Origin of the sequence: Marinitoga piezophila KA3, from assembly GCF_000255135.1 — a bacterium.
Lineage (GTDB): Bacteria > Thermotogota > Thermotogae > Petrotogales > Petrotogaceae > Marinitoga > Marinitoga piezophila.
The window spans coordinates 1,484,074-1,501,414 of record NC_016751.1; the positions used below are offsets into that span (position 1 = coordinate 1,484,074).

18 protein-coding genes are annotated in these 17,341 nt (G+C 29.5%); 8 read left to right on the forward strand and 10 right to left on the reverse strand.

The window, feature by feature from the left end; translation table 11 throughout:
- Positions 1–6 precede the first annotated feature (6 nt).
- Together MARPI_RS07005 and MARPI_RS07010 are read left to right on the forward strand one after the other, a co-directional pair.
- On the forward strand, positions 7–1,629 hold the full coding sequence (locus MARPI_RS07005; RefSeq protein ID WP_014296890.1) for a hypothetical protein: 1,623 nt from the start codon (positions 7–9) through the stop codon (positions 1,627–1,629).
- Between the two features lie 10 nt (positions 1,630–1,639).
- The gene (locus tag MARPI_RS07010) at positions 1,640–2,008 is read left to right on the forward strand and encodes a hypothetical protein (RefSeq protein ID WP_014296891.1); all 369 of its coding nucleotides are present in this window, start codon (positions 1,640–1,642) and stop codon (positions 2,006–2,008) included.
- A gap of 30 nt (positions 2,009–2,038) precedes the next feature.
- Here the strand turns inward: MARPI_RS07010 and MARPI_RS07015 are convergent, their stop codons facing one another.
- The 8 genes from MARPI_RS07015 to MARPI_RS07050 form a co-directional block, all read right to left on the reverse strand.
- Positions 2,039–4,123 carry a hybrid sensor histidine kinase/response regulator gene (locus tag MARPI_RS07015; RefSeq protein WP_014296892.1) on the reverse strand — a complete coding sequence of 695 codons (2,085 nt, stop codon included), beginning with the start codon at positions 4,121–4,123 and terminating at the stop codon, positions 2,039–2,041.
- Between the two features lie 17 nt (positions 4,124–4,140).
- Positions 4,141–5,220 carry an ABC transporter substrate-binding protein gene (locus MARPI_RS07020; RefSeq protein WP_014296893.1) on the reverse strand — a complete coding sequence of 360 codons (1,080 nt, stop codon included), beginning with the start codon at positions 5,218–5,220 and terminating at the stop codon, positions 4,141–4,143.
- A 25-nt stretch (positions 5,221–5,245) separates the two neighbouring features.
- On the reverse strand, positions 5,246–6,277 hold the full coding sequence (locus MARPI_RS07025) for an HD domain-containing phosphohydrolase (RefSeq protein ID WP_014296894.1): 1,032 nt from the start codon (positions 6,275–6,277) through the stop codon (positions 5,246–5,248).
- A gap of 104 nt (positions 6,278–6,381) precedes the next feature.
- Positions 6,382–7,332, reverse strand: a complete 951-nt coding sequence (fba, locus tag MARPI_RS07030) for a class II fructose-1,6-bisphosphate aldolase (protein ID WP_014296895.1) — start codon at positions 7,330–7,332, stop codon at positions 6,382–6,384.
- Positions 7,333–7,396: 64 nt separating this feature from the next.
- The gene (locus MARPI_RS07035; RefSeq protein WP_014296896.1) at positions 7,397–7,753 is read right to left on the reverse strand and encodes a signal transduction histidine kinase; all 357 of its coding nucleotides are present in this window, start codon (positions 7,751–7,753) and stop codon (positions 7,397–7,399) included.
- Between the two features lies 1 nt (position 7,754).
- On the reverse strand, positions 7,755–9,098 hold the full coding sequence (locus MARPI_RS07040; protein ID WP_014296897.1) for a B12-binding domain-containing radical SAM protein: 1,344 nt from the start codon (positions 9,096–9,098) through the stop codon (positions 7,755–7,757).
- On the reverse strand, positions 9,095–9,865 hold the full coding sequence (locus MARPI_RS07045) for a type III pantothenate kinase (RefSeq protein WP_014296898.1): 771 nt from the start codon (positions 9,863–9,865) through the stop codon (positions 9,095–9,097). Before MARPI_RS07045 ends, MARPI_RS07040 begins: the two co-directional genes overlap by 4 nt.
- Positions 9,866–9,868: 3 nt before the next feature.
- Positions 9,869–10,894: an L-threonylcarbamoyladenylate synthase gene (locus MARPI_RS07050; RefSeq protein ID WP_014296899.1), complete on the reverse strand. Its 1,026-nt coding sequence runs from the start codon at positions 10,892–10,894 to the stop codon at positions 9,869–9,871.
- 151 nt (positions 10,895–11,045) lie between these two features.
- Between MARPI_RS07050 and MARPI_RS07055 the strand changes: the two genes are divergently transcribed.
- Positions 11,046–11,639, forward strand: coding sequence for a hypothetical protein (locus MARPI_RS07055; RefSeq protein WP_014296900.1), 594 nt, complete (start codon positions 11,046–11,048; stop codon positions 11,637–11,639).
- 56 nt (positions 11,640–11,695) lie between these two features.
- Here MARPI_RS07055 and fliS read toward each other — a convergent pair whose 3' ends face one another.
- Positions 11,696–12,154, reverse strand: a complete 459-nt coding sequence (fliS, locus tag MARPI_RS07060; RefSeq protein ID WP_014296901.1) for a flagellar export chaperone FliS — start codon at positions 12,152–12,154, stop codon at positions 11,696–11,698.
- Between the two features lie 9 nt (positions 12,155–12,163).
- Entirely contained in the window at positions 12,164–12,772 is a 609-nt protein-coding gene (locus MARPI_RS07065) for a hypothetical protein (protein WP_014296902.1), read from the reverse strand.
- Between the two features lie 351 nt (positions 12,773–13,123).
- Here MARPI_RS07065 and MARPI_RS07070 point away from each other — a divergent pair, with 351 nt between their 5' ends.
- The 5 genes from MARPI_RS07070 (at position 13,124) to dprA (ending at position 17,338) form a co-directional block, all read left to right on the forward strand.
- Entirely contained in the window at positions 13,124–13,657 is a 534-nt protein-coding gene (locus MARPI_RS07070; protein WP_041638989.1) for a cupin domain-containing protein, read from the forward strand.
- 36 nt (positions 13,658–13,693) lie between these two features.
- The gene (speD, locus tag MARPI_RS07075) at positions 13,694–14,089 is read left to right on the forward strand and encodes an adenosylmethionine decarboxylase (protein WP_014296904.1); all 396 of its coding nucleotides are present in this window, start codon (positions 13,694–13,696) and stop codon (positions 14,087–14,089) included.
- A 13-nt stretch (positions 14,090–14,102) separates the two neighbouring features.
- Complete coding sequence (speE, locus tag MARPI_RS07080; protein ID WP_014296905.1) at positions 14,103–14,984, forward strand: polyamine aminopropyltransferase; 882 nt, start codon at positions 14,103–14,105, stop codon at positions 14,982–14,984.
- Positions 14,985–16,011: 1,027 nt separating this feature from the next.
- On the forward strand, positions 16,012–16,371 hold the full coding sequence (locus tag MARPI_RS07085) for a DUF1622 domain-containing protein (protein WP_014296906.1): 360 nt from the start codon (positions 16,012–16,014) through the stop codon (positions 16,369–16,371).
- Positions 16,358–17,338 (forward strand): DNA-processing protein DprA, encoded by a 981-nt coding sequence (dprA, locus tag MARPI_RS07090; RefSeq protein ID WP_014296907.1) that lies wholly within the window; start codon positions 16,358–16,360, stop codon positions 17,336–17,338. Before MARPI_RS07085 ends, dprA begins: the two co-directional genes overlap by 14 nt.
- Positions 17,339–17,341 lie beyond the last annotated feature (3 nt).

Below are 17,341 nucleotides of genomic sequence, written 5' to 3' on the forward strand. Positions count from 1 at the left end.
TGAAGAATGAAAAAATTAATCTATATTTTTATATTAGTGATTATGTTAATGTTTGTTGGCTGTGTTACAAAAGAAAAGGTTGAATTTATAGAACCAACGTTTATTGAAAACCCAGATGTAAATTTAATAAATTTAGATGAAAACAGATTATATGTAAGTTATGATAAAGATGGGAATCAGGTTGTTTCTGGATTAATCACAATAGATAAGGATAATAATTTATCCTATTTAAGATTAACAGGCCTGGATAAGGTTTTATGGTATAGCGAAGTTTTAACAAAATTCAGCACCCAGAATATAAATACAGTTTTAATGGATGAAGAAAATGGAAATGTTTATGTAAATGGAACTTTTGAATTTGGAGATAATGAAAAAAGAACAGTTTTGCTTTATCCTGCAGGAAAAGATTTACCAAATTCAATTTCTACAGAAGAATTATATACTGAAAGAGTTGAGGCTAACGGAAAAACATGGTCTCCTTTGCAATTTGATTCAAATGGAAAACTTTTTGGATTTACTACAGATAAATATGAATTATTGATGTTTGATAACAATGTAAAGATTTCAAAACAACCAACATCAATGCAGATTACATTGGATAAGGGTAATTTGTATTTTAAAGTATTACCTGGAAATAAATTATTATGGAAAGAAAAAAGTGGAGATAAAATAGTTCTTAAAGTTGTTGGATATAATCCATCTACAGGTGCAACAAATGTTTCTGTATCAGAGAAAACATTAATACCTGATTTATCAAATAAAAAAGGACCATTTTTATTAAACACGGATAAGTTATTATATGGTGAATTATCAAATTCAAAGATAGCAACACTTGTATCTATAAATAATTTAACCTCAACAGCTACAAGTGCCATAGATTTATTTCCTGAGGATATAGTAAAAGATACAGATATAGAACTTGTTGGAGCAAGTAATGCAGATATATCAGAATCACCTGTTTCAACAGCAACATTTGAAGGTATTTATGATGTATATTCAAAAGATAATTCTGCATATGCAGTATTTAAAAATTTCACACTTGAATCTACAATGGTTATTGAAGACTTAACAAGAGGGGCAACGAATGTAGTAATAGCAAATACCACAATTCCATTGTTTGTAGTGGAATTTCCAGAAGAAGGTAATATAACCCAAACAGCAACAAAAAAAGTAAATATATATTATTTATCAGAAGAGTATAAGGATATTATTAACGATGAATCAGATATTTATATTTCACCGGAGAATTATATAATAATAAAGACAGGTAATAATCTATATAAAATAGATTTAAGATCAAGTATAGAATCTGATTTTGTGGTAAATTATCAAACAGAAGACGAAAAATTGAGCTATAATGCAAAGTTTAAGTATTTTGCAAAGAAATACAAATTTAATGTATTGGATTTAAATTCAACAAGATTAGCAGGTTTGAATAATATTCAGGATATAGAATTTTATGATCAATATGGAAGATTTGCATATATTAAATATGGATCAAATAAAAATGTAGCTATATATGATACATATAAAGATGAATTATATACAGGTGATGGAGAGCTTTCATTAAATATGAGCGTTGAAAAGTTTACACAGATCTATGAAGAAATAATTAAAAATGCAAAGTGAGGTGTGTGAAATGAAAAAAATAGGAATATTTTTACTTCTAAGTATATTAATAATTTCAGTTTCATCATGTACGGATCTTGATGTTACTTCAATGTTTTCAGGTAAGGTAAATATAGCAGTTGTTAATAGTGTATATTATACAGATGGAAGCTCTACAACTATAAATTTAAAATTATATAAGGATAGTAAACCTGTTAAATCATTAAATGTAGAAAGCGGAAAAAAGGTAGAAATAAAAGATCTAGATAAAGGTGATTATAAATTCGAAGCCAAGTTAGATAAAGATGAAAAAACATATTCTGATACAATAAAAATTGATAAAGAAGTTACTATTGTAATAGAAAGCAAAGATGGAGTTCTTAAATTTGAAATAAAATAAAAAAGCGAGCATTATGCTCGCTTTTTATTTTTATCTGGTTATTGCAGTTATTAATTCAGCAAACTCAAAAGGTTTATTTAGAATTAAAACATTGAATTTTTCAAGCTTCTCTCTAACTTCATCTGATAAATATCCTGTGATTACTACAATTTTAACATCTGGATTATATCTTCTAATATATTCTACGAGTTTATCCCCTGTTTCTTCAGGCATCATATAATCTGTAATAACAATATCTATAATATCTTTAAATTTCTCATATAATTCAATTCCATTTTTTACACAATGGGCAGTATAAACTGTTGCTCCCATTTTTTCAAATTGTTTTTTTAAATTTTTTCTTATTCCAATTTCATCGTCTACAATTAATATATTTTTTCCTTTGAGATTTGTGGTTTCATATATTATATCCATTTCATTAAATATAATTTTATCGGTGGTTGTTGGTAGATAGATTGAAAAAATGCTTCCTTTATTTGGAGAAGAAGAAACTTCTATTTTTCCATTATGATCTGATATTATTTTGTTAACTATTGCAAGACCAAGTCCGGTGCCTTTTTTCCCTTTTGTAGTATAAAATGGATCAAATATTTTTTTAATATTTTCTTCTGGAATTCCTGTGCCATTATCTATTATCTGTAGCTTTATGAAATTATTATTTTCTATTATTTCTGTTGATATATTTATTATAATTTCAGGTTTTTCAACATTTTTTACAGCGTCACGAGCATTTGTAATTAGATTTAGTAATACCTGAGTTAGCTGATTTTGATCACCGAATATTTTAACATTATTATCTATGTTATTGTTTATGGATAATTTTATATTTAATGGAATTCCTTTTCTCAGTAGCTTATATGTATTATTTATAAATTCATTGAAATTAAATGTTTCAAAGTTAACATCTCCTTTTTTTGAAAAAACAAGCATTTGCTTTATTATATTACTTGCCCTTTTTATTGATTCTTCAATATTTTCCAATGATTCATTTATTTCTTCGGGATCATCTGTATATTTCATAAGTTCTACTTCTGTTTTTAAAACGGTGAGTATATTATTGAAATCATGAGCAAATCCACCGGCCATTAAACCCATTGTTTCCATTTTCTGGCTTTGCATAAGTTCAAACTGTGTTTCTTTGAGTTGTTTAAGTGTTGTATTTACATTGTTCATAAGAGCTATAAATGCATTATTTATAAGATGATTTTCATTAAAATGAGTCTCTTTTTGCAGAATAATATCTCCTGGATTCCAATTTCTTCCCCATTGGGTAATTTGCTTCATTTCATGAATAAAACTTCTTTCAAGTGTATGGATTATTATAAAGATTATTATTAGCATTAATAAAATTATTAGAAAAGATAGTTTTAAATAGAAAAGGCTATTTGAAAATTTTTCAAATGGAGTTATAAAATAAATATTACCGCTAAAAAAATCGAGTTTTTTTGAAGAGATTACGGCGTTTGCACCAAAAAATTGTTTAAGCTCTTCTTTGTTGTTTATTATTCTAATTTCATACGGAGAATTATTTAAGAAAACAACATTTTTATTCATTGTGAATATAATGTATGTTTTTTCAGGAACGAATTTTAATATTTCTGATTTTATAAATTCATTATCAAAGATAAAGATATAATACAGATTATTATCGTATTTTACAATTGCTGAGATTTCCGGAGAAGAGGATAAAGGTGAAAATACAAAAGGCAAAACCCTGTATTCACCAACAACCATATTTTGACATGTGTTTTTATAATATTTTACTGAAAAATCTTTTTTTAGATGTTCTGAACCTTGTTTTAGAATATTTTTTATTTTATAATGTTCATCAAAAGAATAAGCCCCTTTTATATATTCGAGGTGAAATAATTTTATATTAATATAATCAGGTGTTGTGTATAGATCAACTTTTATTACATTCATCCATTGATCTATTAAGGTTTTTACGTTGTACTCTGTTAAATCCATTAATTTTTCCTGTTTTTCAAGCTCATTTTCTTTTAATGCTGACGTGGTTGTTTTTATTATAATAATGGAGATAATTGCGAATATTATAAATGTGAAGATGATAATATAATTAAAGTATTCAATGAAATTTCTTTTTTTATTAAGCATAGTTATCACCGCTTAATTTAATTGATTATTTCTACCCATTTATTTCCATCATAAATTCCAAAATACATATTTTTAGAGCTTTCGCCATATTTGTCGAATTTTACATTACCAAAAATAGTTTTAAATTCATGTTCTGTAATAAATTTTTCCATTTTTTCTGGTGTATTATTTCCTGATTTGTAAGATTCCCAGAAAATTTGCATAATTTCATAACCTAAAAATGCATGTAAAGAAGGTTCTTCTTTTAAATCATTTATAAAATAATCATAGAAATCCTTTAATTTTCCTGTGTATTCATATGGATAATGTGAAGGGACAATAACGTTTTTCAGATAATCTCCAGCAGCTATTTCAAGCCCTTTGCTTCGTACCCATGGAGTGGTTATAATATTTACATTTGAATTTGTTAATTTTAATTCCTGAATAACCATTCCAACTTCTCCAATTAAACCGGCAATAATATATACATTATTCTGGTTTTTATATGCATTTGTAATAAGGTCAATATATCCATCTGTTTTAAAATTAACCTTCAAATGTTCAATATGTCCCTTAAAATAAGTTTTAAAATATTCATATGCTGCCTCAGTGTATACAGGGTTTGAGGAATCTACTATGACAAAGATATCTTTTATGTTTTTCTTATTAAGAAAATTAGCTATTTCTTTTTGTTCTTTTTCTGTATCGGGAATTGTTCTAATAATTCTGTCGTCTATTCCCTTAAATTTAGGAGAAGTAGCAGAGATAACAAGACCTAAAATGTTGTCAGTTTTTAGTTTTTTATATACTCTATTTAATGAGCTTGAAGTGGTGCCAAAAATTATAAATCTGACACCTTCTTTTTTTAAACGATTATACTCTTTTTCTATCTTTTCCTGATCCCAGCTATCATCAGCAGGAATAACGGTTATATTGCTTTCAAGGTTGTTTTCCCTGATATAAAGATTAATAGCTTCAATTAAGGATTTTCCTGAGGGCATTGCTCTGCCAGATAAGGCTGTAATTACACCAACCTTAACAGGATTTTTTGAACATGAAATTATTAAAAATACAGAAATTAATAGAATAATAAAGATAAAGATAAATATTTTTTTCATAAAATCCCCCCTAAAATTTAATAAATTAGTCGGTGAATTTTTCTCGTAACTGTTTAAAGAGATGTTGGATATTTTCAAAAGCTTCAACTATTTCTGGATCAAATTGTGTTCCTTTTCCAGCCAATATTTCATTAACTGCAAATTCATGACTTTGAGCATCTTTATAAACTCTTTTTGAAGTTATGGCATCATATGTGTCACATAACGATACAATTCGTGCGGAAAGCGGTATTTGCTCTTCTTTTAATCCTTCAGGATAGCCTTTTCCATCCCAGCGCTCATGGTGATGAAGAACCACTTCATGGATGGTTTTAAAGTATTCAAATGACATTGTTTCTTCAGAGATTTCGCTTAACATTCGTGCGCCATAGACAGTATGCATTTTCATTATTTCAAATTCATTTGCTGATAGAGGCCCGGGTTTTGATAAGATCTGTTCAGGAATAAGTAGTTTTCCAATATCGTGTAAAGGTGCTGCATGATGTAATTCATAGAGAAATGAGATATCAGGTTCTTTGCCTATAAGATGAAAGTATTCTTTTGCAAGTAATACCGCAAATTTTTGAACTCTTTCTATATGTTTTCCAGTTTCAAAGGATTTAAATTCCGTCATTTTAGATAGCATTAAAATAAATGAATCTTTTATTTCCAGTGCATGATGTCTTTCTGCTGCTTTAAGGCGTGCCTTTAATTCATGAATTTCAAATGGTTTTGTCATATAGTCATCAGCACCTAATTCCAAAGCCTTAACAATACTATCTTTATCTTCAATACCACTTAGAACTATTATGTATGGTTTTCGTTCAATAAAGGTATTTGATATTTTTTCTAAAACTTCAAATCCATCAATTCCAGGCATTTTTAAATCTAAAATTATAAAATTCACGTGTATTTTCTTTTCCATTAATTGTACAGGCTCAGAAGGTAAGATCATATTTATTACTTCCTGACCATCCTGAGCTTCATAGATTTCATATCCCCATTTTTTTAAAAGTCGTTTAAGACTATATCTCACAGAGTCTTCATCATCAGCTACAAGTATTTTTAAGTTTGCCATATCTTCACCTCTTTTCTGTGGTTTACATATTTGTTAATACATTATTATTATATCATAAAAAAGGCCCGGATTTTTAAATCCAGGCCTTTTTTATGATATATGTATTATTTAAATAATTCTGCTTTTCCTGCTGAACCAAGAACTTCCATTCTATCTGAAATAACCTTAATTGTATATTCTTTGGCAAGTTTGAAGTATTTTCTTGGATCAAATTCTTTTGGGTTGTTGTTTAAGAATTCTCTTAAACCAGCAACAAAAGCAATTCTTAAATCTGTATCTGTATTTACTTTATTAATTCCACATTTTACAGCTTCTCTTAAGATATCTGCTGGAACTCCTTTGGCTCCACCAAAGTCTGCACCGTGCTTTTCGGCAATTTCAACAAATTCTGGAACTACTGATGAAGCGCCATGAAGTACCAAAGGTATTTTTGTATATTCTTTTACCTTTTTAATTCTGTCATAATCGATTTTTGCTTCTCCTTTAAATTTAAATGCTCCGTGTGAAGTACCTACTGCTGGTGCTAAGAAATCAACACCTGTTTCTTCAACGAATATTTTTGCTTCTTCAGGATTTACAAGAACATTTTCAGCTGCTACAGCTTCATCTTCAACACCGGCTAATTGACCAAGTTCAGCTTCAACTGAAACACCTGCAGCATGTGCAATTCTTACAATTTCTTTTGTTCTTTTCATGTTTTCTTCAAATGGATGTTCTGAAGCGTCGATCATTACTGATGAGTATCCAGCTTTTATTGCTGTTACTATATATTCGAAATCTTTACCATGATCAAGATGTAAAGCTACAGGAATATCAACTTCATCTGCAAATGTTTTAACCATTTTAACAAATAATTCGGCACCTTTTCTGAAATCGCCATTTCCTGCATATTTCATAGCACCCTGACTTGTTTCAATAATAACAGGTGAATTCATTTTTACTCCAGCTTCAATTATATAGTGTAAGAACTCAAGGTTGTTAATATTTAATGCTGGAACACCATAACCGTTTTTATCTGCATTTTCAAGTATAACTTTAGTATCTACGTAAGGCATACTTTTCCCTCCCATTTTTCAATGATTTTTCAACATATTATACCATAATTCTGTTACATCTCGTTTATCCGTTAGAATTGAATTTTCTTCGTGAAATTTCTTCGTTTACCTTCATATATCCATTTTTAATGGCGATTTTACCTTTATTTGTTGTTTTTAAAAGTTTTTTAATTTTTTCCATTTCAGGCTTTATATGATTTATTCTTTCTTTATCTTTTTCAATAATAGACAGAGCTTTTTCTTTTATTTTTTCATTATCTGCAAATGGTAACATCTTTTCAAGTATTTTTTTTCTTTGTTCTAAGATTTTAGGCATTGTTTCATAATCTTCATTTTTAATCATTCTATCTATTAACGACTCTATCTTTTCCAGTTCGTCAATTAACAGTTTTATTTCTTCTAAGTTTTCGTTATTTTTCATATTAATGCCTCCCAAGGAGATTGTATTCTTCTTTCTTTTTTTGTAGATATTTTTTAATTCCTTCTATTTCTTCAACGCTCATACCATATTTCCACCAATATGGCAATATGGAATTGTTAAGCAGTAATGGATCAGTATTTATATCAATCCAGCCTTTTTCAACAAGTTCCATATATTGTGGTGTGTTGGGTATAGGTGTAAATTCATTTACAGAAGGTATTATATTATTTTCCAGACAAAAATCTATAGCTTTTTTTACATCGTCTACCTTTTGTTCTGGTAAATTGGCCATTATATAGGCAGAAACATCTGTAAGCCCTTCATTTAATAGATAATTTGCTGCATTTTTTAAATCTTCATTGGAAACCTTTCCACCTGTTTTTTTCTGTAATTCTTCATCTGAAGTTTCATAACCGAGTTTAATTATTTTAAAATTAGCTTTAGCAAATAATCGAGCTATTTTTGGGGTTACAAGTTTAGCATGAATGCCATTTGGCAAATGATATCTAACATTGAATCTGGATAATTCATTTAGTAATTCTTCTTTTTGTGGATGTAACAAGAATGCGTCATCAAAGAAAACTACATCTTTAACAGGTTTTTCTGATAAGATTGTTTCTAAACCGGAAATTATTTTCTTTACGCTACGTGTTTGATATTTCCACATTCTTGGCGTTACACAATATGTACATCTAAATGGACAGCCTATTGATGAAGTTATAACCACGTGTGGCAATTGGGAATTATATAATTCATAAGCTGGATCAATCTCTTCAAACCAATTGAAATTATCTATTTGAAGATTATAATATTTCAGCATTTTGTTAATTGCAAATGTTCCTGTTCCATTTATTATATGTACATTTAATTCTTCAAAAATCTTTTTGGCATGTGCTGGCATTATGTTAACGTATATTCCTCCGAGAAATATAGGTTTTTCCGGAAATATTTTTCTTATTTCTTTTATTGTTTCGTATACTCCATAATACCAATATGTCATTACAGAGGTAACTATTATTCCATCTATATCTGAATAATTTTCCAGTCTTTTTTTTAACTCTTCTTTTGGAAGACCATAACGCTTGAATCTTCTTGGTATATCCTTTAATACAGGTGGGTTTTCAACCTTTTCATAATGAAATTTTCCTGTGCCGTAATATCTATCTTTTATTTTGTCGTTTTTTACAAAGTAATTATCATATCTGTTCATTAAGTCCAATAAACTTACCTGAAATCCTTCTTTTTTTAATATTCCACCTACATATAACAACCCTAATGGTTTTAACCAGAAATCATATGCTGCTGTATCGTATATCCAGGGGTTTATTAGCAAAAAATGCTTCATTTATTATCACCTTTTAATAGGTCATAGTATACATTTAATCCTTTTAAGGTTAAATACTGATCATATATTTCAAATTCCTTTATTACCCCTTTTAAACTCCTACCAATTCCACCAGTAAGTACAACTTTAAAATCTGTATTATATTCTTTTTTTATTTCTGAGATTAATTTTTGTATACCATATACTACCGTTTTTATTATACCTATTTGAATGTTGTCAATAGTATTTTTTCCAACAGTATAGTCAAGGAATTTAAATTCTACCTGTGGTAATTTTGCAGTTTTTGAGAATAATGCCATCATCTGGGTGTTTATTCCTGGTATAATGGCGCCACCTATAAAATCGCCATTATATACTACATCTATTGTTATGGCAGTTCCAAAGTCTATGGAGATAGCGTTATTTCCGTAATATTTTTTTAGAGCCAATGCATTTACTATTCTATCAGCACCAACTTCACGAGGATAATCAACCCTTAATTCCATTCCTTTTAATTGAGCAGCATTTACAAATATTGCTTCTACATTAAAATATTTGCTTGCATACTTTTCAAGTATATAATTTACAGAAGGCACAACAGAAGAAATTATAACTGTGTCTATTTCATTTTCAGAAATGCCTTCTCTTGATAAAAGTGAGTATAAATGCGAATATAATTCATCTTCTGTTTCAAATGATTTTGTTCCAATTCGCCAGGTTTTTAAAAAGTCATTTTCAAATAATCCTATTACCATATGAGTGTTTCCTACATCAAATAATAGTCTCATTTTTTACCTCCATATTTCTGTTGCAGCTTTTCTCAATCTGTTCATTATGGATATTCCCAATCCTTTATCTTCTACTCCTTCTATAATTATAACATCATTGTTGGTTTTATCAGCTTCTCTTAAAAAAGCAAATAGATTTGTTGCTATTTCAAAGTAATTTTCTATGCTTCCAGAAATTAATGTATCTATCTCAGAAAAATATTTTTCATCTTCTTTAAAAGCAATAATTAAAGGATTTTTATAATTTTTAGCAAGTTGATGTATTTTTTCTATTCTATTCTCTGAATATTCTATGAGGATAGTTTTTTTGTCTGGAGCATAATGTCGGTATTTCATTCCAGGGGCTCTGGCAACATCAACTTTTGCTTTTCCATATATAAATTCAGGAATTTCTATTTTTCCAAATATTTCACGTAATTTTTCCGGAGTAATTGGTCCAGGTCTTAATAATGTTGGAATCTTCTCTGTTAAATCTATAACTGTTGATTCAAGACCAAAATCAACCTTTCCTCCATTTATTATTATATCTACTCTGCCATTTAAGTCCTCGATAACATGTTGTGGATCGGTAGGGCTGGGTTTTCCTGAAAGATTAGCGCTTGGAGCGGCTATTGGTGTGTTTGATTCTTTAATTAAAGCGCGAGCTATTGGATGTGCAGGGATTCTTACAGCAACTGTATTTCGCCCAGCTGTTACAATATCCGGTATATTTTTCTTTTTTTTCAAAACAAAGGTTATTGGACCTGGAGTGAGTATTTTTATTTTTTCAAATAAATTTTTATCTATTTCCACAAAATCCAATATATCTTTTATATCACTAAAATGAGCAATTAAAGGATTATCTGAAGGTCTTCCTTTAGCTATAAAGATATTTTTTACTGCAGTTTCGTCAAGAGCATTTGCGCCTAACCCATAAACGGTTTCTGTAGGAAAAACCACTAATTTTCCAGCTTTTATATATTCAGCTGCTTCTTTTATTTTTTCAAGCTGGAAATTTAAAGGATCTATTTCTAAAATTTTTGTTTGCATGAAATTCTCCTTTCGCCTTTAAATTTGTTTGGTATTTTAATTATATCATCTAATGATTATAATATTTATATTTTTAATATTATTTTGAATTTAGAATAAAAATATGTTATAATTACTATTAGATAAATTATTCCGGAAGAGGGGGGAGAGTATGAAAAAAGCATTGTTATTTATTAGTGTGTTAGTTTTAAGCATGGTTGTATTTTCTTCACCTACAACAATTGTAGGGGCTTATGGATGGACGGATATTTTTATTGGTTTTAGTGGATATGGGGTATATGGTGGAGTAAGATATGATTTTGATACCTCAAAGATCTATGATTTAAAACCTATTTTGGGAAAAGAAAATTCAGAAGTCTTAGATGCAAGTGTATATGTTGGTGGCGGATTAAATTATGCAGAATTTGATGCAAGTGTTCTGGGATTAGAGGATGAAACATATGGATCCTTCTTATTAACCGGAAAAACATCTGCATTTTTTGGAACACCTATTTTGGGATTTAAGATTTTTGGATTGCAATGGATTCCAGGTCTTGAATTGGGAGTTACAATGGATTATTACTTTTCAGCATTAAGTGATGAAGCTAAAAAGAACATGAGTGGAATAGCTTTAACTGATAATATGGTTCTTAGTTTTGATTATGGAATAGGATTCCAGATTGAACCAATAGAAATAAATGGTATTTATGTAAAACCATTGTTCTTTCCATGGCCATTGTTATTAGGTGCAGAATTACAATTTTAATTGTTGTTAAAAATAATAAAACGCCTTCCATTTGGAAGGCGTTTTATTATTTTTCTTTATGTTGAAATATCAAGTCCTTTTTTTGGTTGCTGATTTACCTGTTGCTTTATAACATCGCCAGCCTGTTTCATGGCTTCTCTCCATGCTTCTAATAATGTGTTTAAAAGTCCCTTAACCTCTTCAAGAATTTCTGTGTCTTTTTTTAAATTTGCTTCTAATAATCTTCTGTACATATAGCTATACAATGCTCTTAGATTTTTTGAGATTTCTCCACCTTTTTCCATATCCAGAGAAAGATTTAATTCCATTACAATATCCTCTACGCGCACAATTTGATTATGTGCTTCCGGTAGTTTTTTATCCCTTATATATTTTATAGCTCTATTTAACCTTTCAATGGCATTTACATACAAAAGCTCAACTAATTTAGCAGGACTTGCGGTTTTAACCATACTTTCGAGGTATCTATCGTTTGCATTTGCAGTATTTGGATAATAACTGTTTGGTTGATACATTTTATCACCTCACTCAATTTCATTTATAGCCCTTTCAAAAGCGTCTTTAAACATATCTAATATTTGAGGAAAATCATAATCTAAAATATCCGAAATTTCTACATTATCTGCATTTGATTGTGATTCTATTATTTTTTCCAAAATCTCTTTTTGTTTTTCCATGTCTTCATCACTTATAAATTGTTTGTTTAATACATTGGAAGCCTGATTTATTATTGTATTCATTGCCTGCAAACCTTCAGCTAACGCTTTTAACATTTTATGCCCTTCTTCTGTGTTTAACATAACCTCTTTGGAAACATTTTCAAGTGATTTTTCAATCTTATCTATATATTCTTTTCCTTCAAGGAGCAATTTTTTTACAAGGCCATATAGATCATCAAATGTAAGTTCGACCTCTTCTCCGCCTTCAAAATATGCACCTTTTAATTCGTCATAGAATTTCATAGGTATATCTTTCCCGTTTATTTTCATTCCAACAAGAACAGAATTCAATTTTTCTGTTTGAAAGAAATTGACTAATTCATTGAAATTTGAAAATTGTTCTTTTGAAAATTCTCTGTCAAAATTTTGATTGTCAGATTCGTAAATTACCTTTACTTTTATTTTATCGTTCATATTATAACCTCCTACTAAATTCCATATGTATTATCGTCTAATTTTATTATATCATTAATTATGATTTTATAAAAATAGATGAATTTCCTATTTGTATTTTATACGAAGTATGTATGTCAAAAAAATTTAATATTGATATTAACATTTTGATATGTTTTTTTGTTGACATATAAAGAAAAAAAGATTATAATAATAAACGTATTGTTTATTATACCGTTCATTTTTAAATCTAAAAATACGATTTTTAAAAGAACTTTTTTTGGAAAAAATGTTGTAAAGCTTTATTATAGCGGTATAGAATTGTTTAATATAAGTTACATAAATAACGCATTTAAAAATACAGGTGATATTATGAAAATAGGGGAGAAACTGAAGAAATTAAGGCTTTCACGGGGATTAACTCAGGAAGAACTTGCTGTTAGAGCAGATTTAACAAGAGGTTTTATTTCTCAGTTAGAGCGTGATTTAACGTCTCCAACACTTGAAAGTCTTGAAATGATTTTGAGAGCGTTGGGAACAAATTTAAAAGAATTTTTTTCTGACTTTGAGGAAAAAAAGATTATATATAAAAAAAGCGAAAGAGTCCCATTGTATGATACGCCAGATGGAGTTAAAGAAGAATTATTAATGACTGATACTGAAGTAAAGAAGATTGAGCCGATGATAGTTGAGCTTGAACCGCAGTCTCAAACAGAGGAAGAAGATTATCATGAAGGATCAGAATTTGGATATGTTCTTGAAGGAAATATAGAATTATGGTTGGATAATGCAAAATATAAAGCAAAAACAGGAGATGCATTCTATTTTAAGTCAGATAAAAAACATTACATAAAAAATGCAAGTAGAAAAAAGAAAGCAAAGGTTTTATGGATTGAAATACATTAAATAAAAATAAAATAGATACCATGGGGAGGGTTGTATATGGCAAAATCATTGGGAAGACATATTGTAGCAGAATTTTATGAATGTGATAAAGATATTTTAGATGATGTAGATAAAATTGAAGAATTAATGAAAAAGGCTTCTATTGAATCAGGAGCAACTCTTGTAACTTCAACATTCCACAGATTTTTGCCCCATGGGGTAAGTGGAGCTGTTATAGTTTCTGAATCACATTTTGCTATTCATACATGGCCAGAATATGGATACGCATCCGTTGATATCTATACATGTGGCGATCATGTTGATCCATGGAAAGGATTTGAATTTTTAAAGAAAGCATTTAATTCACAAAGGGCACAAACAGTAGAACATTTAAGAGGCGTTTATGAAGAAATTGGTATTGATGAAAATTCTCCACACAAGGTAGAAGCTTAAGGGAGGGATAAGAATGGAAAAGAATTTAGAACCAGGCAGACATTTATTATACATGGAATGGTATACAGGTGGCGATGTAGGATTATTCATGAAAATGAATAAGATTTTATTTTCTGGTCAGAGTGAATATCAAAGGGTAGATGTGTTTGAAAATCCAGAATTGGGTAGAGTATTTTCTTTAGATGGAATTACAATGACAACAGAAGTAGATGAATTTATGTATCATGAAATGTTAGTTCATGTTCCTATGTTCATTCATCCAAATCCAAAAAGGGTATTGGTAATTGGTGGTGGAGATGGAGGTTCAACAAGAGAAGTTTTAAAACATCCATCAGTAGAAGAAGTAATTTTGTGTGAAATTGACCCAATGGTTATTGAAGCAGCAAGAAAATATTTGCCAACAACAAGTGTTGAATTTGATAATCCAAAATTGAAAATAGTTAATGAAAATGGAGCAGAATATATAAAGCAATTCAAAGATTATTTTGATGTAATTATTGTTGATTCAACAGATCCAACAGCAGGTGAAGGTGGACACTTATTTACAGAAGATTTCTATAAAGCATGTAGAGATGCATTGACAGAAAACGGTGTATTCTCAGCAGAAACAGAAGATCCTTTCTATGACAGAGCATGGGTGGGAATTGCATACAACAGAATAAAGAACGCATTTCCTGTAGCAAAGGTTTATATGGGATTCATGACAACATATCCATCAGGAATGTGGAGTTATACATTTGCTTCAAAGGGACTAGATCCATTAAAGGATTTCAATCCTGAAAAATTAAAGAATTTTGAAAAGAAAGATACATTAAAATATTATAATGAAGAAATACATGTTGCAAGTTTCGCGCTTCCAACATTTGTAAAGAAGTTAATAGGTGTTGAAAAGTAATTATAGATGATTAAAATAAAAACCGGTGAGAATTTTCTCACCGGTTTTTATTTTATGTGCAGACTCACATTTGTGTTCGTCCTTTTGATGTTGATTGAGAAAAATAAAAGTTCATTTGTACGACTTGAGTGCTAATCTTCGGAAAATCTCTTTGAAAGTAGAAAAATAATATTCACTCAGACGGCAAGAATTTCTAATCCTCGCTCCATTTGAAAATTCTTTGTGTTGGAAAAAATAAAAGCTTGTTCAGGCGACTTGAGTGCTGATCTTCGAAAATTGCTCGTTCTCAGGGGTCGTTGCAGACTCACGTCCATGTTCGTCTTCACTCAAAATCACATCCGTGTGATTTTGACCCCTTCCACTCACAATTTTCTCAGGCACTCTGCGAGCCTTCACTCGCTTTTATTTTTTCCAACTATCCTGTAATCCCCGCTTCGGGAAATTCTTAGTCTTCGTTCATATTATTTTTCTACTTTCTTTTATACAACCTGGCAACCTGCGAGTTTTCGTTCGTTTTTATTTTTCTCAATCATAGTTGTTTCTCTTCGGAATTTTCAAGTTTTCGCTCATATTATTATTTCTATTTTCTTATTTCTTATTATATTTTATTATATAAGTAAAACATAAAAGAAAACTGAATAAAAAGATGAACGAATGCTCGAAGATTGCTCGAAAAAAACTGCGAATGAAGAGGGACAAAAAAACAGGATGTTTTTTTGAGCGAAGCTTCCCCAGGGATGGGGAATCTGAGCGCCCCCACGTATATGAGCAGTTTTTGAGGATTAGCAATCGAGTCGCATGAGTGAATCTTTTTATGAAGTTTTCTAGAATGATATTTTTAAAGAACTTTTATTTTTTCCAACTATCCTGTAATCTTTGCTTTGGGAAATTCTTAGTCTTCGTTCATATTATTTTTCTTTATATATACAGATGGGTGTTCTGCGAGTATTCAGTTTTCACTTTTTTTATTATTAAACATCCTATGTTATAATTATAATAAATGCCTGTAAGAAGAGGGGGAATTTTTATGAATTTGCATCATTATGTTGAAATTCTTGTTGATTATATTGCCGATTTTTCATATATATTGGCTATTGTTGTAATTGTTTTTGGAATGATAGTGGCATTTAGAATTTTTATAAGGGATGTTTTATTTGGGGATAGATCAGAAGATGCTATTTGGGAAAGTAGGCTTGAATTAGGGCATTCATTTTCTTTGAGTTTGAGTTTTTTGATTGGTGCGAGTATATTAAAAACAACAGTTGCGCCTACATGGGATGATATTGGTAAATTAGCATCTATTATAGCAATTAGAACTACTTTAAATTATTTTTTAACAAGAGAAATTAAAGAACATAAAAAGGATGTTGCCAATGAATCGAAATAGTCTTATATGGATGAAGGAATTTTTAAAAGAAGATAATTTAAAAATTCTAAAACATTTGAAAGAAAATAGGATTCCGTTAATAGACTATGGTAAATTGGAAGAATTTTATAAAGATGTTGAAGCAAAAGGGATAAAAATAATAACATATTTTGATAATGAATATCCTGAAAAATTAAAGAGAATATACAATCCTCCATTGGTATTATATGTAAAAGGAAATATTGATTTATTATATGAGAAGTCCATTGGAATTGTTGGCTCTAGAAAATGTACTGCATATGGAAGAAATATATCAACAAATTTTGCAAAGATACTTGCTGAAAAGTATGTAGTAGTTAGTGGAATGGCTTTTGGGATAGACGCGGCAGCGCACAAAGGAGCTTTAAAGTCTGGAAAAACTATTGCTGTGCTTGGTAGTGGAGTTGATGTTGCTTATCCGAGAAGTAATGTGAAGTTATATGAAGATATCCTGAATAATGGTGGATGTATTGTGTCAGAGTATAGGCCGGGGACGCCTGCCACGCCATTTCGATTTCCAGAAAGAAATAGAATAATTGTTGGTTTAAGCGAAGGCATTATAGTAGTTGAAGCGGCTAAAAAAAGCGGTTCTTTAATTACCGCAAGATTGGCTGTTGAAAGCGGGATAGATGTATATGCTATTCCTGGAGATATAACAAGAAAAAGTTCAGAGGGTACAAATGAATTAATTTATAATGGAGCAATTCCTTTGATTTCTGAAAAGGTTTTAAAAGAGATATTTAATATAGAAGAAAATAAAAAAACAAAAAGAATAGAAAATGAAGATGATTTAAAAATAATTATGGCAATTGATAATGGATATAACACATTTGAAGGTATTGTTAGTTATACCAGGCTTTCAACACCTCTTGTGTTGCAACGTTTAACAATTCTGGTAATGAATAAGATTATATTTGAAGAAAATGGTAGGTATCATCTGGGAGGTTAATGT